The following is an 18915-nucleotide window of genomic DNA, read 5'->3' as shown; positions in this document are numbered from 1 at the left end:
TTGGTGACAGGTGTCATAATCAGGGGCAGTATGAAAATCAGTCGAGTGCAAATCAGCAACTATCGAAGCCTTCGTGACGTAGATATCACTATGGATGACTACTCCGCTCTAGTTGGGGCTAATGGATCAGGCAAGTCATCTGTACTGTATGCGCTGAACTGGTTCTTTAACGGAGGATCCCTGGAGCCAGATGATGTGCACGGCTACAAAGAAGGCGAGACGTCAGACGAAGACTGCTTCGTTGAGGTGACTGTGACCTTCCGCGATCTTTCGGCACAGGATAGGGTGCGTCTCGAACAGTACGGGAGGGGTAGTACTGCAGTGTTCCGACGTCGCTGGCAAAAGGGTGCCGGTGAGAAGGTTGTCGGTAATGCGTTGCAAGGGCCGGGGTTTGCAGCGGTGCGGAGTATGTCAAGGGTTGGAGAGTTCCGCCCAGCGTACTTAGCGCTACGCTCTCTCCATCCAGATCTTCCGGACCTGGGTTCGGCTCCGTCGAAGGATCAGGTGTTCGCTGCTCTGACTGAATGGGAGGGGCTCCCTGGGAGTAGTGGGCTTCTTGAATCTATAAACGACTCCGACGCAAAGCATATGTTCGGAATTAACGGAACGAACGTGATTAATGATTGCGTGCGTCTTGTTCTTATACCTGCCGCTACTGATATTTCCAGCCAGGTTGGTGACCACAGCAGTAAGGGTTCCGCCTTGAACGGCCTAATCGGTGCACTGACATCGGAAGCGAGTGTGAGGGCAACTTCGGAATGGATTTCAGAGAATGAAACCATACTTGGCCAGTTACAGGTCAAGGTAAAAGATGCGATAGAAACCTCTACTGGTGTGCAGGCGGGCCGGATAAACAGCAGGCTTGCCAGTTTGATCCCAAATGCAAGCCTGAGTCTCATGCCATCAATTCCCGACTGGACCCCAAAAATCAGTACGACTGTTGCCACAGACGTAACTATCGACGGAGCCACGAACGATATTGGTCGACAAGGGCATGGCGTCCAGCGTGCTGTGATGATCTCAATGTTTGAAGCTTTAGCTCCAGACGATGAATTGGCAAGGAGTCAACATGGGATTCGCGAGGGAGAAGATGATGAAGCTGCGGCGCTTCGTCTCGAAGAGGAGCTCGCTCGGCTTCCTGGTCTGATTATTTGTATCGAAGAGCCGGAGATTTATCAACACCCTATACGCGCCAGGGCTTTCGCGAGAACACTCACGGAGTTGAGTGGCCAGGGTAAAACCCAGGTGATTGTCGCAACTCACAGTCCATACTTTGTGCGACCTGAGCAGTTCTCATCTTTGCGGCGGTTCACTCTTTCGAGCTCGATTTCAGAAGTGAAGAGTGCAAGCACTGAAGGCATTGCACAAAGTACGGGCATTCAGCCGGAGAAAATTGCAAAGATTCTGGACAAGCGAGTACCGACGGAGTTTTCAGAAGGCTTCTTTGCTGATTCAGTGGTCCTGGTTGAGGGTGACACTGACCGTGCAGTGCTAGAGGCGCTCGCTAGCAAGCTTGATCTTGATCTAGACTCTCGTGGGACGTCAGTTATTGAGGTTTCAGCAAAAGAAAGTCTCCGTATTCCATTCGAACTGTTTGCAGCTCTAGGTATACCGACACACGTAATGGCCGACGCCGACTATCTAGGGGCTGCTCGCAAGCATCCATCGAATCAAGCCAGGCAGGATTTGGCACGAACCTCGCATCAATTAGCAACAGAGACGATCGTCGGATGGGCGCCGTCAGAAAATGGTGCTGTAGGGGCGGGCACCTTTCAGTTTGGCGATCAGACAACAGTAACTCCGTTTGTAACCTACTGGCATGACGACCTGGAGAATGAACTTTCTGAATGGCCTAGCTTCATGGCGGCTTTGCGCGCAGACGGATATCAGCTACGAGACAAGAATCTCTATGCATATAGAAGCGCGGTCGATGATGCGGATATCGATGATATGCCAGAAAAGCTGCGTGCAACTATTGAAATGATTGCAGACTTCGCTGCTAAGCAGGAGGTCGCCAAGGCCAGCCAGACCCCGACACTGGATTAATCCAGATACTTACTTCGTGGTGCTTTCGCTCGCATCTCCACCCCGGCACCATGTAAAGCTCGTAGTACCGATCCGTGTGAAAGCTGATGCTGGTCCTCCAGTTCGGCAACGGTAGCGCCGGCTTCGTATTCTCTTGCAAGTATCGCTTTGATCTCTGGCGTTACTACTTTTCTTCTGACGACCACGCTGTTCTCACGGAGGAGTCTGGTCAAGGCGGATGTGGCCACTTCATACTCCAGAGCAAGCGCTCTGGCGCTCTCGCCCGCGTTGTATCGCTGCAGTATGCCACTTACCTTCTCCTTGCCAAGACGAGAGGCGATGTCGTGCGCTTGAAACTTCGCGTTTTCGGCAGAGGTTTTTCGTGCTGGCCGCTGTTTCATCAACATTCGTAGCCCGTCAGGGGTGAACTTCAGGCTTTCGCTTTTCGACATAGCCTCTATAACGCCAGCCACATAACTCCCCGGTCATGATGACCGGGGAGTTTTTGTGGTACGCCCGGCATGGGCATTCGCTTGGAGGTGGAAGTCCTCTGGAGGAGAAGGTGGTGTAACTCCTAGCCAAGAGTAACTGCGTCATCGTGAGGTGGGGTGGGAAGGAAGCTGGCGGCAAATCCTGGCACCGAGGAACACGAATCGCATCAGGCATGCAGGTCGGGGTAAGACAGCCAAAGATGTCGAAGCCCGTTCCACCGTTGAACGGCTTGTGTGTAAATGCGGCGGCGGTCAGGGGAAAGTGAATGTTCTTATCCGGGGAGGCCTGTCCCAGTGCGGCATCCGTTTTGGGTGCAGCGGTTCTGCTTTAAGGGCTGGGCTGATGGGGCAGGAGTCAGCAGACGCCATAGTACCGACGGGAAAGACGTTACGGGTCGGGAAGGGCTGAACGCTAGGAATTGACTGGTGAGGAGAGTAGTTCTCGTGAGGAGCGCGTTGAACACCGATCGCCCGTGTGACGCGGGGCAGTGCGTAGATCCTGGACGTATGGGCCTTGCGCGTGCTGGGTGGAGCGATACTTCGGCGGCTACTGGACAGATAGTCAGGGGCAGCAGATGAGCCTGTGGGAGGAATTGTTTTCTGCGGAGAATTTTGCTGCCGCGTTGGAACGGGTCGAGCGGAACCGTGGTGCTGCCGGAGTGGACGGGATGCAGGCGGGCGAGCTTCGTTCGTGGCTGATGGTGCACTGGGCAAGCGTCAGGGAGCAGCTCGAATCTGGCACCTATAGGCCGTTGCCGGTTCGTCGGGTGGCTATTCCTAAGCCCGATGGTGGGGAGCGGTTGTTGGGGGTGCCGTCTGTGCTGGATCGGTTGATTCAGCAGGCCATCGCGCAGGTACTGACGCCGGTGTTTGATCCGGGGTTTGTGCCGGTGAGTTACGGGTTCAGGCCAGGTAAGAGCGCCCATCAGGCTGTCAAGGCAGCTCAGTGGGCTGTCCGTGAGGGCTATAGATGGGTGGTCGAGGTTGATCTGGATGCGTTCTTTGACCGGGTGAATCATGACATGCTCATGGCCCGGGTGGCGCGGAAAGTGGAAGATCGCCGTCTGCTTCGGTTGATACGGGCATATCTTGAGGCCGGGATCATGGACGGGGGTGTGCGACGGGAAGTGCGTGAAGGGACTCCGCAGGGGTCGCCGTTATCGCCGTTACTGTCGAACATTTTCTTGGATGATTACGATCAAGAGTTCTGGAGACGTGGCGTCCGGTTTGTCCGGTATGCCGACGATATTCGGGTGTTTGTGAGATCGAAGCGGGCAGCACAGCGGGCGCTTGTTCAGGCTACTCGAGTGCTTGAAGAGGGCCTGCGGTTACGGGTGAACCAGACGAAGTCGAAGATTGAACCAGCGTCGCGGGCGACTTTGCTCGGGTATGGGTTCTACTTCGCGAAGGGCGGGGTGAGGTTACGGGTTGCGCCGAAGGCGTGGCAGCGCATGAAGATGCGTGTCCGTGAGTTGACCTCGCGCAGGCGGAGTATCGCGATGGACTATCGCATTAGTGTGTTGAATCGGTATGTGCGGGGATGGATGGCCTATTTCAGGTATGCGGACACCCCGCGCCGGTTCAGCGATGTTGACGAGTGGTTTCGTCGTAGGCTTCGACAGATCAGGTGGAAAGAGTGGAAGTTGCCGCGTACGCGGGTGCGGATGCTCTCCCGTTTGGGGATCCCAGCGCATCTGGCGTATCAGTGGGGGAACGGGAGCCGCGCGTATTGGCGGGTTGCTGGGTCTCCGGTGTTGACGCGTGCGTTGCCGAATGAGTATTGGCGGGCGCAGGGTGTGGTGTTCTTTCATGTGGCTTGGGGACGTTACCGAACGACCTAGCGAACCGCCGTGTGCGGGCCCGCATGCACGGTGGTGTGAGAGGTGGGTCGGGAGACCCGACCCACCTACTCGATTGCGTGGTGCCCGTTACGTAGGTAGGTACGTACGTAGTGACAGAACGCAGTCCGTGGAGTATCCTTGGTCTTGAAGCCACTAGCTTGTCTAGTGTCAGACTCCTGGTGCCCTGCCTGTCTCGTACAGACGGGGCATCTTGTATTTTGCGTGAAGAGGCGTCTTGAACGAAGCTATGATGCTCCGACTCTTAAGTGAACCTCGATTCAACCGATATCTCGAATCGTGTGAAGGTAACTTTGAGAACGCCGTCAGCCTGTATGTTGCGAACATTCGTCTTTCCGGTGCCGCAATTGAAGCCATCAATATCGTTGAGGTTGTGCTGCGAAATAGTGTTGATGTGCAGTTACGACGATGGAACATGCAACAGGGAGGCGCCGAGCAGTGGACGAAGCACCCAGAAGGTGAGCTAGCATTTCTGCTTCGACAGGGGAATGATGTTCTCGTTCAAGCTGCCCGTCGCGCGCAAGTCATTGTCACGAAAATCTGTGCCAACGCATGACGACATCATTGCGCATCTGTCTTTCGGTACCTGGTATTCATTACTCCCCTGCGGGAGAAACTTTGAAGAGAAGCAGGTGCTCTGGGAAGAATCAATCAACTATGCATTCCCCGCGCGACACCGGGTGCCAGCGAATGCGATCAAACAAGCCGTCCGTGCAGTGTACGACGTGCGAAATCGCGTCGCGCACTTCGAACCGATCTATGACCTGCACCTTGCCGGTAAGCGCTCTGCAATGGTGCGTCTGCTGCATATGATCGACCGTCCCATGAAGAACTGGTTTATGGAAGTCGAGCGATTCAGCGATGAGATTGGGCGTTTTGCAGAGAGGTGGCCGACGGTCGCGGTACAGCGATAGGAGCTCGCCTGCTCGCTCGGTGGCCTACGCGTCGGGGAGTGCCTGGTGTGTAGCGATCGCCATGCGGTTCCATGAATTGATCGCACAAATCGCCATGAGTAGCTGCACGCTCTCTTGCTCTGAGAACTCGGCCTGCACCTCGCCCCAGACCTCATCGCTCACGCCACCGTCGGCGATGAGTGTGACCTCTTCTGTAAAGGCGAGGGCTGCACGCTCGCGCGCCGAGTACAGACCCGGGGCTTCGTGCCACCCGGCGAGCACGTCAAGTTTGCGCTGCGCGACACCGGCGTTGCGCCCCTCGCGCGTGTGCATATCGAGACAGTATGCGCAGTGGTTGAGCTGTGAAGCGCGCGTCTTGACGAGCGCCAACAGCTCCTCGCCGAGGCTGCCCGCGTGAATGTACTTCTCGAGCGAGAGCATCGGGGCGTATGCGGCCTTGTCGGCCGCCGCAATGTCGAGTCGCTGAATATGTTCACTCATAATGGAACTCCTTTCGAGGCACATCGCGTGTGCGGCGAAGCTCGTCGAAACATGCGCGAGTGCTCACTCGTTAGCAGGCTACACCCGCTGCAGGTAGCAGTCACGCGCCCAGACGGCGAATAGGGGCATCGGGAAGTGCGACGCGTCCTCGATAATTGGTGGCCAGGGTGCCCAAGGATTCACCCAAGCGTGCTTTCTGACAGGTCTTTACCTGTCTCGCCTTGGGGGTCTGGGCGGAGCGAACCTCGGACGTTCGACCCAGCGCATCAACTTGAGGCCGGTGTGAAGCTCCAAGCGTACGAGCGGGTCGAGGGGGTCAACGCCGATGAGCTTCTCGATGCGCTGGAGATGGTTGTAGATACTGGTGCGGTGCATGTGTAGGTTGCTGGCCAGTTGCTGCATGGAGCCTGAGAAGTCGTAGATCGATTCGAGCAGACGGAGCCTTTCGGGGCCATCGGGGCTGGCCCGCAAGAGATGCAAACGTCGTGGAAGATTCACTGAAGATAGCTGGGAAAGTAGCTGATAGACACCGGTATCTTCGAATGCATGGGTGTCTAGCCCGGGATCGACTGCGGAGGCTTGGAGCGCAATAACGGACTGCTTATAGGCAACGCGGCAAGCGCCGCCACTTGTTACGGGCGCGCTAATTCCGTACTGAAAATCTTGTGCCTGTGCGGAGATTGCTCGTAACCGAAGCGCTTGTGAGAGGCGATTAATGAAGGTAGGCGTCTCGCTGGCCGGGGGGAGTAAGCAAACTCCATGCTGCTCATCGGTGAAGTGTACGAAATGTGTGTCATAGCTACGGGACGCATCTTCGATCGCTTGTCGATAAGCCAGGGAAGGTAACAGGTGCTCATCGTGTACATACTCGGCGATAGAGAATACGAGTAGGCGTGATTCACCGTGCCTGACAAACCACGAGGAAAAATCCTCTGATACGTGATCATCAAGAGCGGTGACGACATTCTGGAGTTCGCTATCGGCCTGAGTTGCTTTGCCGTTTGCTGTTCCAATCGCTACGAGGACACGCTCTGCGAGGCGATCTATGGTTGCTCGCCACTCCTCCAGTGATGCGAGGAGTTCTTCGAGGTGATCTTCGTGACCGTTGGCCAGTACCCAGAGGTAGCCGACTCGAACGCCTCGCACTAGAAGTGGAAGGCAAATGCGAGGTAGTTGATTTTTGCCAAGATCTCCCGCAACGATGAAAGCTCGTGTTTTTGAGCCAATGCCAACCGTTTCTTCCCACTGTTTCGTCTCAGGGGGGACTGATTTACGAAGCACCGCGTCAATTCGCACTTTGTCGGCAGTGGAGTCAATGGTGCTGTGGGCAAGTACCCTGCCGACGACATCGTCCAAGGTGACGTTTCTGTTGGTGTGGGTTGAAACAAGCGCCACGACCCTGTCGAGTTCGCCCTGATCCATGATTTCTATGTCCGATCTTTATGCCTGATCGCGGTGCAGAAAAGTATCCACGCGCTGGCACTTCTACAATTGTCGAGCATAAAGTCAAAAAGTGTCAACAGTTAGTCCGGATTGCGTAAGCCGAAATTTCATACTCTCATTTGAGGGGGATCATCTTGGTGAATCACCCAACAATTTCAACGATGAAAGTGAGTGCATGATGGTAGCAAACTTAGGCTTCGTAGGTCTCGGAAATATCGGAAGCCGGGTTACCCCGCACCTTCTCAAGGCGGGCTACAAAGTTACAGTCACCGACCTCAATACCGCTGCGGTGGACGCGCTCGTCGCTCAGGGAGCAGTAGCCGGGGCGTCACCCGCTGACGTTGCCCGTGATGCAGATGTCGTTATTTTGAGTCTTCCTACCCCGAACATCGTGAAGGCAGTGCTGGCCGGCGAGAACGGGATCCTCTCAACGGCGAAGGCCACCACGATCGTCGTGGATCACAGCACCATCGATCCCGAAACAGCACGGGAAATGGCGGCATTGGCAGGCGCTCAGGGGGTTGAATACCTAGATGCCCCCGTTAGCGGAGGCGTGCAGGGGGCCGAATCGGGAACACTTTCCGTGATGATCGGCGGCTCAGAGGCGCCTTTCGGCGCAGTCAAGCCAATCTTGGATTCCTACGCAGGAAACGTTTTTCACGTGGGCGCCTCCGGCAATGGACAGGCAATCAAACTTGCTAACAACATCATCACTGCAGTGAACATTGCGGCACTCGGCGAAGGGTTGAGCGCAGCAGTTGGCGCAGGCGTTGACCTCGACACCGCGGTTGAAGTACTAAGCACCAGCTCGGCAAACAGCCACGTTCTGTCAAGCTACTTTCCGCGCACACTGTTCACCGAGGAGCGCCCCACCGGTTTCGCGCTCGACTTCATGCTCAAGGACATCAAGTTGTTCTTGGACTCTACGTCGAAAACCGCGCTACCCACCCCTGTTTCAAACGTCGTCGGTGATCTCTATCGCATCGGCCACCGCGATGGTCGTGGCGCAAAGGACTTCACCAGCATTGTGGAGTTCTACGAGGACTTTACAGGCAACCGTCTCCAGACAAAGGGAAACTGAGAACAGTGACTATTAAGACCATGCTCGACAAAGACGTGACATCTCCGCCGCAGGTATCGCAGCTGATCGGTGGTGCATGGGTACCTGCCCAGAGCGGTGAATGGACGGCGGTCGAAAACCCCGGACGCAAGCAAACGCTCGCATATGTACCCAGCTCAGATGAGCGGGACGTAGAGGCAGCTGTAGTTGCAGCTGCCGTGGCATTCAAGACTTGGGGGCGGATGGCTGCTCGCGATCGTGGCCGCATCATGCTGGCCATTGGCGACAAAATTGCCGAAAACCAGGAAGAGCTTGCCCAACTCATTGCCTCGGAGACCGGCAATGCCATTCGCACCCAGGCTCGAGGCGAAGCAGCCTCGGGCGCAGATATTTTCCGCTTCTATGGCGAAGTTGCATCTCAACAGAAGGGCGAGACTCTTCCATTTGGCGATGACTTGCTGAGCTACACCGTCCGCGAGCCCATCGGCATCGTTGGGGGTATCGTGCCGTGGAACGCGCCAGTAACGCTTTCATCACTCAAGATGGCGATGGCGCTCGTGACTGGCAACACGCTTGTGTTGAAAGCTGCTGATCTCGCGCCGCTCGCCGTGCTGAAGGTCGCAGAGTGGGCGAGTGAGTTCCTGCCAGCGGGCGTATTGAACGTCATAACTGGATCAGGTTCGGTGGTGGGGTCAGCGCTGGCGCGTCATCCGAAGGTATCAAAACTGACCTTCACTGGTTCGACCGGTGTCGGTAAAGACATTCTCGATGCCGCCGCTGATCGGATCGTCCCGGTCACGCTCGAACTCGGTGGCAAATCGCCGGTAATCGTCTATCCCGATTCCGACGATGCTGGCACTGTCCAGAACGTTATCAACGCGATGCGTTTCACCCGTCAAGGGCAGTCGTGCACTGCCGGGTCGCGACTGTACCTCCACGAAAGTATCTTTGATTCGTTCGTGGCGAAGCTTGTTACGGCAGTGGGGCAGCTCCGCGTAGGTGATCCGCTCGACGAGGCCTCTGATATCGGTGCGATCGTCAGTGAGCGACAGTACTCCTCGGTGCTCTCGTACATCTCAGGCGCGGTGACCGCCGGCGGCAGCCTGGTGTCGGGTGGCGTTTCGAACCCGGCCGAGGCCGACGGATACTACGTCGCGCCCACCGTGATTACGGGGGCCCAGTCAGATTGGGCTGTCACACGGGAAGAAGTGTTCGGCCCGGTGCTCGTCGTCATTCCGTGGAGTGATGAAGATGAAGTCATCCACTGGGCAAACGACAGCGACTACGGGCTCGCAGGATACGTCTTTACTAAGGACGTATCGACAGCGATTCGCACGTCGAACCGTCTTCAGGCAGGTTGGATCCAGGTCAACAGAGGTGGCGGACAGCTGCCCGGAATGTCCTATGGAGGTAACAAACTCAGCGGGCTTGGACGAGAGTACTCAGTCGACGGCGCGCTCGAGAGTTTTACGAATGTGAAGAACATCACCATCGCACTCTAGGTTGAGCGCTAAAAGCCGCTGCCTAGCGTAGCGACCCGGATGGGAAGCATCAATGAATGATGACAACCCATCCGGGCACAGATGCGATTGCGTCTGATTCAAGCAAGAAGGCGTTACAAGGAGGAAACGTGTTCAATAATTCAACGATGTCCGCCTACGGTCTGGACGGTCCAACATGGTACTGATCGACTGGGTCATTATGGGCTTCTATCTCCTAATAATTGTTGGGATCGGGCTCGCCGGGCTCAAGAAGGTGAAAACAGGCAAAGACTTTGCCGTTGCGGGCGGAACATTGCCTGTGGGAATCGTCACCGCGACGCTGGCAGCCTCCTATATTGGAGGCTCGTTCGCCATTGGTGCCGCCGGCGCGACGTTCCGTGAGGGGTATACCTACTTCTTCGCACTCATGGGCTTCCCGCTCGCCACCATCGCAGTTGGCATTTGGGTAGCTCCCAGGCTTCGTCGCTACGCGGCTGAGACCGTGGGTGACGTCATGGAGCATCACTTCGGCATCGTCGCCCGAGTGTTCACCGGACTCATTTCTATGGTCGTATGCGCGGCGATTCTCGGCGCCCAGATTCGTGCTCTCGGTACCATTCTTGACGTATTTACCGGAATCGACTTTGCCATTGGCGCAAGCATTCTTACCCTCATCGTGATCGTGTACTCCACGATGGGCGGCATGTGGTCGGATGTGCGCGCCGATGTGGTTCACTTCTCAATTCTCAGCATTGCGATTCCGATCGCAATTCTCGTCGCTATTCGCGGAATCGGTTCCCCTGCAGAAATTGTGGCAAACCTCCCGCCAGAGTTTTTCACAATCACTGGTGACAAGCCGATTGGCTTCTTCATTAGCCTCTTCATCGGATTTGTCTTTGGCGAGACCCTGCTCCAGCCGTACTCACAGCGGGCCTTTGCAGGCGCCAACACGAAGATTGTCCGAAAAGGCTTCATCTATGCGGGCATCTTTGGCATCGTGTTTCTGTTCGCAACTTCGTCAGCAGGGATCCTGGCCCGCGTACTCGACCCGTCAATTTCGTCGGATGCTGCTTTCCCAGAGCTCATCAATAGGCTGATGCCAGCAGGATTCACGGGACTCCTCGTCGCAGGCTTTATCGCGATCATCATGTCGAGCGCTTCTTCGTTCCTCAACTCCACCACGGTCGTTGTCGTACGAGATCTCTGGACCCTGGGTGGCCGTCGCAAGATCGAAGATCATGTGCGACTGCGGTTCCAACGTGTAATGAACGTCCTTATTGGCGGCATTGCACTCATCGTCGGGCTGAGCTTCCCCAACATCATCGAGATCCTTCTGGTGTACTTCTCGACCTGGGCACCGACAGTCATCGTGCCGTTGCTTCTGGGTGTGCTGTTCAACATCCGTCACAAGTATGCAGGGCCGATCGCCATGGTTGCCGGCCTTGCTGCGACCTGGATCTGGAACGGCCCGATGGGCGAGCCCTTCGGTATTCTGGGCCTTGCAGTAGGGCTCCTGACGAACCTTATCGTGTTCTTCATTGTTGTCGCGGTCACACCGAAGCAGGGCATGGCACCTCAAGGCTTTGACATCGTGGCTGACGATACCTCCGCTGTTCCGACGGTTTGGGCCGAAACTAGCGGTGTCCCGAACCGCAGCGATGATGCTGTAACTACGAGAAAGGGCTAATCGTGTACGGAATTATTCTCTATGGCGGTGTCATACTCGCCACGATCGTCGGAGTCATTGTGACGGCGATGGGACTTCCCCCAACAATCAGAGACCTTCGCGACGCCTTTCGCGAAAAGTAGTCACAACTGAACAAGCGGGCCGCGACTACAACGTCGCGGCCCGCTTGTTCAGTTGTGTGTCTTGTTCTTTATTCTTAACGCCTCGACTTTGCAGGAGCCACCGTGAACCCTGACCTACTCTCCGCCCCGATCGCGCCGTGGGCATCCGAAGCTGCCACTCAGCGGCTTGGCAAACTTCAAGACGCTCACCGGGAAGACAGCGCTAAGCGTGTTTTGGCTGCAGTCTCGCGCATCAGTGCTTCGCAGGCTGCGAGCCTGTCGGCCACGAGCATCAATCTGTATGCAGGCAGCAATGTTATGTCGCCACGTGTGGAATCTGCGCACTCCTCTGAACTGTCAACACGCCCCGCACTGGGGTGGCCTGGAGAAAAAGTTCAGCCTGGAACCGATGGTATAGAAGCGCTTGAAGTCGTAGCGATTCAGCAGCTTCGCCGTGCTTTCAACGCGAGCTTTGCAGAACCGCGCTTTATTACTGCAACGATGGCTAACCTCGCGGCATACTGCGCGTTCACTGAGCCCGGCGATACCATTGCGATTTTGCCTCCAAACGGCGGCAGCCACGCCAGTCATCAAATGCGGGGGACGGCAGGGACCCGTGGCCTTAGAACTGAACATTTGCCATACAGCGATTCGAGACTCGACGTTGACTCGCAGCAGCTGGAAGAATTCATGAGGGCGATTCGGCCCCGCATGATCCTTGTGGGCGGAAGCGTTATTCAGTTTCCCACCAACATAGCGCCGCTGAGAGAAGCTGCTGACAAGTTTGACGCGAAGTTGGTATTCGATGCATCCCATGTTGCAGGACTCATTGCTGCAGGAGAGTTCCCAAATCCCTTGAATGAGGGTGTCGATCTCATGACCTTTTCCACCTACAAGACTCTCGCTGGCCCCGCCGGTGGGGCTGCAGTGTCAAACTGTGCCGAGATGGCCGAGCAGATTTCACATGCGCTGTATCCCGTCCTTTCCTCGAACTATGACCCGGCGCGTCTGGGCCCACTCGCGGTTGCAACCGCCGAGGCTGTTGAGCAAGCTCCAGCCTGGGCCCGAACCACCATTGATGTTGCAAAAGCCATTGGTGAATGCTTATCTGCGCGTGGGTTCAAAGTGCAAGGCGCAGCGCTTGGTTTTACCCAAACTCATCAAGTAGTGATCGATGCATCAGAATTTGGTGGAGGTGAACGGGCGATGCGTGCGCTCGAGGCCCACGGCATTCTCGTAGGTGCCTGTCGAATCGCGGAACACGGAGCGAATGCGGAACTTGCCGGAGTCCGATTTGGGACGCAGGAGATCGTTCGGCTGGGCGCTGGCCTTGAGCATGTAGAGCCGATCGTGGATCTCATTGCGTCAGTACTTCGTTCCGCAGAAGGTCCGATACGACTTGCTGAAGCCCGTAGCGTTCGGCAGTCGTTTGGGGCCGATATATGGGGTGCTCCTGCGCCATCGCGTGTGCGGCGAGGCTCGTCGAAACATGCGCGAGTGCTCACTCGCTAGCAGGCTACACCCGCTGCAGGTAGCAGTCACGCGCCCAGAGACAACGACCCTGCGGCCGCAGACAACATGTGCAGCGCTAACCTGAAACGGTGACACACCAGGGATCGGGCTTCGAAGAAGACCCGCGCAAGTTCGCGGCGCTGCGCAACCGCAATTCAGCGACCTACATTTCGGGCGGCGCGCTCTCGATGATGGCCGACAACATCGAGCACGTACTCGGGTACTGGGTGCTGTGGCAGGTGTTTCAGTCACCGTGGCTCGTCGGGTTTCAGATCGTGAGCCACTGGCTGCCCTACCTGCTGTTCTCGGTGTACGCGGGCGCGCTCGCCGAAAAATATGACTGCCGCCGCATCATCCAGATCGCGCAGGGGCTATTCATGTGCGTGTCGCTCGCCTGGGGCATCCTGTTTCTCACGGGCACGCTCGAACTGTGGCACGCGGTCGTGCTGCTCGTGCTGCACGGTCTCGCCGGCTGCCTCTGGATGCCCGCCGAACAAATGATGCTGTACGATTTCGTCGGCCCCCGGCAGCTGCCCGGCGCGGTGCGCATCAACTCGACGTTCCGCTCACTCGCGTTTCTCGCGGGCCCGATCGTCGGATCAGCCCTGCTGCTCACCGCGGGCCCCGGCATCGGCATGCTCATCAACATCCTCTTCTACCTGCCGCTCACAATCTTTCTCGCGCGCACGAAGATCACCGGCCACAATCGCGACGCGGGGCGCGGCAAGGGCGATGATTCGATCCGGATCGAGCCGAGCGGTGAGCCCCAGAGCGATCGGATGTCGATCATCGATGCGTTCAGGGTGCTGGGCACGGTGCGCCGTGACCGGTTGCTGTTTGGCATGGTGCTGCTCAGCGCGCTTGGCGCCGTGACCATTGGTGCGGTGCTGCAAAACGCGATGCCCGAGTTCGCCGATATTTTTGGGGCGGGCAGCGAAGGGTTCGCCTACGGGGTGCTGCTGTTTGCGAACGGCATCGGAGGCGTCGTGGGAGGGTTCTTGCTCGAAGCGACACGCAGGGTGCCCGCGACGGGCACGACGGCCGCGTGTGCCGCGGCGCTATTGGGCGTCAGCACGGTGGGCTTTGCGCTCGCCCCGTCGCTCGCCGTGGCCGTGATCGCGCTCGTGGCGGGCGGGCTTGCCCGTATCACCGCCGACTCGACCGAGATGAGCATCGTGCAGCTGGAGGCCCCAGTGGGCGAGCGTGGGCGCATCATTGGGGCGTACACCATGTTTGGGCCGGGCATGATGACGTTTAGCGGGGTCACGGTCGCGGTGCTCGGGTCGTGGGTGGGGCTGCAGGGATCAGTGCTCGTCGGCGGGGTGGTGCTGACCGTTGGCGCTGCGCTCGTGTGGCTATTCGTGCTGCGTGGCGCGCGCCCGCGGCAGACAGTGGAAGAATAGGAGCTATGGCAACTCCCGTGAACTCACCGCGCGGCATGCGCGACTTTCTTCCCGCTGACAAGGCACGCCGCGAGCATGCGCTCTCGGTGATCAAGGGCGTCTACCGCGCCCACGGTTTTGACGAGATCGAAACACCGGTGGTAGAGGATCATGCCAGGCTGCACGCCGGCCTGGGAGGCGACAACGAGAAGCTCTCGTTTTCGATCTTGAAGCGCGGCATTCGCGCGGAGCAGCTCGAGAAGGCTCAGGCTGCTGGTGACGCCGAACTGCTCGCAGATCTCGGCCTGCGATTCGATCTGACGGTTCCACTCACGCGGTTCTACGCGACCAACCGTGCCGAGCTGCCGCCCGTGTTTCGTGCGATTCAGATCGCGCCGGTGTGGCGCGCGGAACGCCCACAAAAGGGACGCTACCGGCAGTTCGTGCAGGCCGACATTGACATCATCGGCGAGGCCGGTCTCATCGCCGAAATTGAGCTCATTACCGCGACTTCGCAGGCCCTTGCGACGCTCGGGCTCTCTGGCTGCGTGATTCGTGTCAACGACCGGCGAATCTTGTTTGGGCTTTTGGCACACTGTGGCTTTGCCTCAGAGACACACGACCGCGCCCTGATCACGATCGATAAGCTCGACAAGATTGGTGCGTCGGGGGTCGTTGAGGAGCTGCGCGAGATCGATGCTGCCGCGGCCGAGCAGCTGGGTGCCGTGCTGGCAGACGTTGAACCACTCCTGGCGGGCGACGGTATCGCATTGACCCGTGAGGCGATCGCGAGCGTGCTGCCCGAGGGCGCAGCCGAAGACGGCATTGAAAACCTGGGCGCGCTGGGCGAAGCGCTCGACGGCGCGCTGCCTGCGGGGGTTGAGGTTCGATTTGATCCGACGCTTGTGCGCGGCATGGGCTACTACACCGGCACGATCTTTGAGGTGGCACACCCGGGATCAGGTAGCTCAGTCGGCGGCGGCGGCCGATACGACGGCATGGTCGGTCGGTTCTTGGGGCAGGACGTGCCCGCCGTGGGATTCTCGATCGGGTTTGAGCGCGTGGTTGATTTGATCTCACTGCCCGAATCGACGGGCCCCGAGGCCGTAGCTCTCGTCTATGACAACGACGTAGCGTTTGCTGACCTGCTGGCACTCAAGCGCGCGCTCGTAGAAAAGGGGCACCGGGTGCGCCTCGAAAAGCGCCAGAAGAACATGAAGGCGTTGCTCGCGCGTATCGTCGCCGAAGGGTTTGTGAGCGTCGCGAATGTGCGCGCCGGCATGCGTGAGGTCGAAGACATCGAGATTCGACAGCTCGACGGTTAGTCAGCAAATTCGCAGCGCCGGGCGTTGACGGGTAACCCCTCGGGGGTGTGTGCTGTACGCACGAACACCCTCGAGGAGGCTCCCATGTCCAAGCAGGTTTTCATAAACTTCGCCACCGATGACCTCGAACGCTCGAGTGCGTTTTACGTCGCACTCGGGTGTGAGATTAACCCACTGTTTAGCAATGAGCAGGGCGTATGCGCGGTGTGGAGCGAACACATCTATTTCATGCTCTTGACCCGCGAATACTTCGGCACCTTTACTGAAAAGAAAGTGCCAGATGCGCGCAGAGTGGCGCAGGTGCTGGTGGCGCTCGCTCAGGGATCACGCGATGAAGTGGACGCGACCGTCACCGCAGGACTCGCCGCGGGCGGGGCAGAGCCCGCGCCCGCGCAAGATCTCGGATTTATGTATTCGCGAGACCTCGAAGACCCTGACGGAAACATCGTCGAGCTCTTCTACATGGATCCGGCCGCCGTCGAAAGTGGCCCGCCAGACATGCCCTAGTGCTGCCAGAGCTGCGATCGGATCGTGCCAGTTACACTGCCGCGCCTCGGGCTTTCGGGCGTGACACCCTAAACTAGAGTTCGGCGGCAATCTCGCCGCCGAACACCTGCGCCGACCCCGACTGCGGGGCGGCGCGATCCGGAGCATCCGAACAGAACCCAAGGAGCGCATGGTGGCATTTATCGACGCGGTGATCGCACGCGAGATTCTCGATTCGCGGGGCAACCCGACCGTTGAGGTTGAAGTTGGCCTGACCGACGATTCGGTGGGACGCGCAGCGGTTCCCTCAGGTGCGTCGACAGGCGCTTTCGAAGCGTACGAGCTGCGCGACGGTGACGAGGACCGTTACCTCGGCAAGGGCGTAACCCGCGCCGTCGACGCGGTGTTTGATGAGCTCGGCCCGGCCATTGAAGGCTTTGCGGCTGACGACCAGCGCATCATCGACGAGGTGCTGAAGGAGACCGACGGCACCGACAACAAGCAGCGGGTAGGCGCAAACTCGATTCTGGGTGTGAGCCTCGCTGTCGCGCACGCAGCCGCAGCCGCAGCCGAGCTGCCCCTCTACCGCTACCTCGGTGGCCCCAACGCCTCGACGCTGCCCGTGCCGCTGATGAACATCATCAACGGAGGCGCACACGCCGACACCGGCGTTGATATTCAGGAGTTCATGGCGGTGCCGCTGGGCGCCGAGACCTTCTCGGAGGGGCTGCGCTGGGGCGTTGAGGTGTATCACGCACTCAAGGCACTGCTCAAGGAAAAGGGGCTCAACACGGCGCTCGGCGATGAGGGTGGCTTTGCCCCCGACCTGCCGAACAACGCTGAGGCACTTGAACTGATCGTCGAGGCGATCAAACGTGCGGGCTACGAGCCCGGCCGCGATGTGGCGCTCGCGCTCGACGTGGCGTCGACCGAGTTCTACAAGGATGGCGTTTACACGTTTGAGGGCCAGGAGCGCACGGCCGCCGAGATGTCGGCCTACTACGCCGACCTGATGGCGAAGTACCCGCTCGTCTCGATCGAGGATCCCCTTGCCGAGGATGACTGGGAGGGCTGGAACCTGCTCACCGCCGAGATTGGTGACAAGGTGCAGCTCGTGGGTGACGACCTGTTCGTAACGAACCCCGAGCGCCTCGCCGATGGCATCGCCCAGGGCACGGCCAACTCGATCCTCGTGAAGGTCAACCAGATCGGCACGCTGACCGAAACCCTTGACGCCGTGCAGATGGCGCAGCGCGCTGGCTACACCGCCGTCATGTCGCACCGCTCGGGCGAGACCGAAGACGTCACGATCGCTGACCTCGCGGTTGCCACCGACTGTGGCCAGATCAAGACCGGTGCCCCCGCACGCAGCGACCGTGTCGCTAAGTACAACCAGCTGCTGCGCATTGAAGAAGAGCTCGGTGGTGCTGCGAAGTACGCCGGCCGCGCCGCGTTTCCCCGCTTCACGGCCTAACCGGCCGCTCAACTAGACACCGCAGTACAGCAGAAAAACGCGACAGGAGCACGGTGAAACGCTGGACAGACGACCTCAGGGCCTGGGCCTCGAGTCTGAAGATCAGCGGCTTCACCGTGCTCGTTGTTGTGCTGGTGATCGGCGGTGGGCTGATTGTGAGCCCCAGTCTGTCGACGTTTGTGGCGCAGCAGCGAGAAATCTCAGAGCTGCGCCGCAGCGTCGCCGAACGACGGGTTGCGGTTGACGAGATCGATGCCGAGCGCGCCAAATGGAAAGACCCGGTGTACGTCAAGTCTCAGGCGCGTGACCGGCTGTACTATGTGTTGCCGGGGGAGACCCAACTCAATGTGATTGACGACATCGTGATGCCGATCGAATCGACCGAAGAAACAAATGCGAAGCTGTCTAGGTCCCAGGAGAACTGGGCGAAAACATTCGCTGCCTCGGTTATCGCCGCAGGCCTCGCCCCCGAAGAAACCCCCGAAACAACCAAGAAGGATCCGCAGCCATGAGCCGCCCCCCGTATGACGCCCCGACCGCCGCTGACATTGACGCAGTGAGTGAGCAGCTGAACCGCGAAGCTCGTGGCGTCGTCGGCATCGCCGCACGCACCGCAGCGGGTGAACCGACGGTCGTTGCGACCTCGCCCAGGCTGCCCGACGGTTCGCCGTTTCCGACGTTCTACTACCTGAGTCACCCCGAAGCAGTCGCGGCCGCCTCGCGCCTAGAAGCAGCGGGTGTGATGAACGAGTTCAACGAGCTGCTCGCTGAAGACGAAGATATGCGGGCCCAGTACCAGCGCGCGCACGAAGCCTACGTTGCAGACCGCGACAGCGTCGGAGAGGTGCCCGAGCTTGCTGGAATCAGTGCGGGTGGAATGCCCGTGCGTGTGAAGTGTCTGCACGCACTCATTGGTCATGCACTCGCGGCAGGACCCGGTGTGAATCCCATCGGTGACCTCGCGCTTGAACGCTGTGGCTGGAGCCCCGCCGCAAGCTAAATATTTCGTTTCAACATAGAAAATGTGTTGATTCGAGCGTATTACTCAGATTTTCCGCGGAACTGGACAGTAACGCGTGAAAAAGCGAGTAGAGTAGTCGTCTGGGCGGTTTCGCCCAATTTTTCTGTGCCCGCACTCCGTGGGCCACGCGCTTCGTGCACCAGCACGGCGCATTTCATAGGCACACTGTTTCAA

General features: G+C 58.5%; 17 protein-coding genes. 14 read left to right on the top strand and 3 right to left on the bottom strand.

Features of this window, described 5'->3' with window-relative positions; translation table 11 throughout:
- The first annotated feature begins 30 nt into the window (after positions 1 to 30).
- Complete coding sequence (locus ACXR2T_RS02980) at positions 31 to 2046, top strand: ATP-dependent nuclease (protein WP_458838170.1); 2016 nt, start codon at positions 31 to 33, stop codon at positions 2044 to 2046.
- Here ACXR2T_RS02980 and ACXR2T_RS02975 read toward each other — a convergent pair.
- A complete protein-coding gene (locus ACXR2T_RS02975; protein ID WP_458838171.1) occupies positions 2043 to 2477 on the bottom strand; it encodes a hypothetical protein in 435 nt (144 codons plus the stop codon). The genes ACXR2T_RS02980 and ACXR2T_RS02975 overlap by 4 nt on opposite strands.
- A gap of 614 nt (positions 2478 to 3091) precedes the next feature.
- On the opposite strand from ACXR2T_RS02975, the gene ltrA reads away from it, so the two are divergent.
- From ltrA to ACXR2T_RS02960, 3 genes are all read left to right on the top strand, one after another.
- Complete coding sequence (gene ltrA / locus ACXR2T_RS02970; RefSeq protein WP_458838172.1) at positions 3092 to 4357, top strand: group II intron reverse transcriptase/maturase; 1266 nt, start codon at positions 3092 to 3094, stop codon at positions 4355 to 4357.
- A 235-nt stretch (positions 4358 to 4592) separates the two neighbouring features.
- Positions 4593 to 4931 (top strand): hypothetical protein, encoded by a 339-nt coding sequence (locus tag ACXR2T_RS02965; protein WP_458838173.1) that lies wholly within the window; start codon positions 4593 to 4595, stop codon positions 4929 to 4931.
- Positions 4918 to 5289 carry a hypothetical protein gene (locus ACXR2T_RS02960; RefSeq protein WP_458838174.1) on the top strand — a complete coding sequence of 124 codons (372 nt, stop codon included), beginning with the start codon at positions 4918 to 4920 and terminating at the stop codon, positions 5287 to 5289. Before ACXR2T_RS02965 ends, ACXR2T_RS02960 begins: the two co-directional genes overlap by 14 nt.
- 24 nt (positions 5290 to 5313) lie before the next feature.
- On the opposite strand, the gene ACXR2T_RS02955 is transcribed toward ACXR2T_RS02960, so the two are convergent.
- Positions 5314 to 5769, bottom strand: coding sequence for a carboxymuconolactone decarboxylase family protein (locus tag ACXR2T_RS02955; protein ID WP_458838175.1), 456 nt, complete (start codon positions 5767 to 5769; stop codon positions 5314 to 5316).
- A 207-nt stretch (positions 5770 to 5976) separates the two neighbouring features.
- Positions 5977 to 7191, bottom strand: coding sequence for a PucR family transcriptional regulator (locus tag ACXR2T_RS02950; RefSeq protein WP_458838176.1), 1215 nt, complete (start codon positions 7189 to 7191; stop codon positions 5977 to 5979).
- A 196-nt stretch (positions 7192 to 7387) separates the two neighbouring features.
- Between ACXR2T_RS02950 and ACXR2T_RS02945 the strand changes: the two genes are divergently transcribed.
- The 10 genes from ACXR2T_RS02945 (at position 7388) to ACXR2T_RS02900 (ending at position 18720) form a co-directional block, all read left to right on the top strand.
- Complete coding sequence (locus ACXR2T_RS02945) at positions 7388 to 8293, top strand: NAD(P)-dependent oxidoreductase (protein WP_458838177.1); 906 nt, start codon at positions 7388 to 7390, stop codon at positions 8291 to 8293.
- Positions 8294 to 8313: 20 nt separating this feature from the next.
- On the top strand, positions 8314 to 9774 hold the full coding sequence (locus tag ACXR2T_RS02940; RefSeq protein WP_458838178.1) for an aldehyde dehydrogenase family protein: 1461 nt from the start codon (positions 8314 to 8316) through the stop codon (positions 9772 to 9774).
- Positions 9775 to 9949: 175 nt separating this feature from the next.
- A complete protein-coding gene (locus ACXR2T_RS02935; protein WP_458838179.1) occupies positions 9950 to 11440 on the top strand; it encodes a sodium:solute symporter family protein in 1491 nt (496 codons plus the stop codon).
- Positions 11441 to 11664: 224 nt separating this feature from the next.
- On the top strand, positions 11665 to 13053 hold the full coding sequence (locus tag ACXR2T_RS02930; protein ID WP_458838180.1) for a hypothetical protein: 1389 nt from the start codon (positions 11665 to 11667) through the stop codon (positions 13051 to 13053).
- Between the two features lie 89 nt (positions 13054 to 13142).
- A complete protein-coding gene (locus ACXR2T_RS02925) occupies positions 13143 to 14456 on the top strand; it encodes an MFS transporter (RefSeq protein WP_458838181.1) in 1314 nt (437 codons plus the stop codon).
- Positions 14457 to 14461: 5 nt separating this feature from the next.
- The gene (hisS, locus tag ACXR2T_RS02920; RefSeq protein WP_458838182.1) at positions 14462 to 15760 is read left to right on the top strand and encodes a histidine--tRNA ligase; all 1299 of its coding nucleotides are present in this window, start codon (positions 14462 to 14464) and stop codon (positions 15758 to 15760) included.
- An 84-nt stretch (positions 15761 to 15844) separates the two neighbouring features.
- A complete protein-coding gene (locus tag ACXR2T_RS02915) occupies positions 15845 to 16267 on the top strand; it encodes a VOC family protein (protein WP_458838183.1) in 423 nt (140 codons plus the stop codon).
- 172 nt (positions 16268 to 16439) lie between these two features.
- A complete protein-coding gene (eno, locus tag ACXR2T_RS02910; protein ID WP_458838325.1) occupies positions 16440 to 17720 on the top strand; it encodes a phosphopyruvate hydratase in 1281 nt (426 codons plus the stop codon).
- A gap of 53 nt (positions 17721 to 17773) precedes the next feature.
- Complete coding sequence (locus ACXR2T_RS02905) at positions 17774 to 18232, top strand: FtsB family cell division protein (protein ID WP_458838184.1); 459 nt, start codon at positions 17774 to 17776, stop codon at positions 18230 to 18232.
- Positions 18229 to 18720: a DUF501 domain-containing protein gene (locus ACXR2T_RS02900; protein ID WP_458838185.1), complete on the top strand. Its 492-nt coding sequence runs from the start codon at positions 18229 to 18231 to the stop codon at positions 18718 to 18720. Before ACXR2T_RS02905 ends, ACXR2T_RS02900 begins: the two co-directional genes overlap by 4 nt.
- Positions 18721 to 18915: the final 195 nt, after the last annotated feature.

The sequence above is a fragment of the Leucobacter faecis genome (genome assembly GCF_054456635.2).
This window is presented reverse-complemented; position numbering and strand designations above follow the sequence as displayed.

Excerpts from the sequence above, each read along its gene's own strand:
- ACXR2T_RS02955 (WP_458838175.1), bottom strand. The coding sequence starts at position 5,769 with ATGAGTGAACATATTCAGCGACTCGACATTGCGGCGGCCGACAAGGCC.
- ACXR2T_RS02945 (WP_458838177.1), top strand. The coding sequence starts at position 7,388 with ATGATGGTAGCAAACTTAGGCTTCGTAGGTCTCGGAAATATCGGAAGC.
- ACXR2T_RS02950 (WP_458838176.1), bottom strand. The coding sequence starts at position 7,191 with ATGGATCAGGGCGAACTCGACAGGGTCGTGGCGCTTGTTTCAACCCAC.
- ltrA (WP_458838172.1), top strand. The coding sequence starts at position 3,092 with ATGAGCCTGTGGGAGGAATTGTTTTCTGCGGAGAATTTTGCTGCCGCG.
- ACXR2T_RS02980 (WP_458838170.1), top strand. The coding sequence starts at position 31 with ATGAAAATCAGTCGAGTGCAAATCAGCAACTATCGAAGCCTTCGTGAC.
- ACXR2T_RS02935 (WP_458838179.1), top strand. The coding sequence starts at position 9,950 with ATGGTACTGATCGACTGGGTCATTATGGGCTTCTATCTCCTAATAATT.
- hisS (WP_458838182.1), top strand. The coding sequence starts at position 14,462 with ATGGCAACTCCCGTGAACTCACCGCGCGGCATGCGCGACTTTCTTCCC.
- ACXR2T_RS02915 (WP_458838183.1), top strand. The coding sequence starts at position 15,845 with ATGTCCAAGCAGGTTTTCATAAACTTCGCCACCGATGACCTCGAACGC.
- ACXR2T_RS02975 (WP_458838171.1), bottom strand. The coding sequence starts at position 2,477 with ATGTCGAAAAGCGAAAGCCTGAAGTTCACCCCTGACGGGCTACGAATG.
- ACXR2T_RS02940 (WP_458838178.1), top strand. The coding sequence starts at position 8,314 with ATGCTCGACAAAGACGTGACATCTCCGCCGCAGGTATCGCAGCTGATC.
- ACXR2T_RS02900 (WP_458838185.1), top strand. The coding sequence starts at position 18,229 with ATGAGCCGCCCCCCGTATGACGCCCCGACCGCCGCTGACATTGACGCA.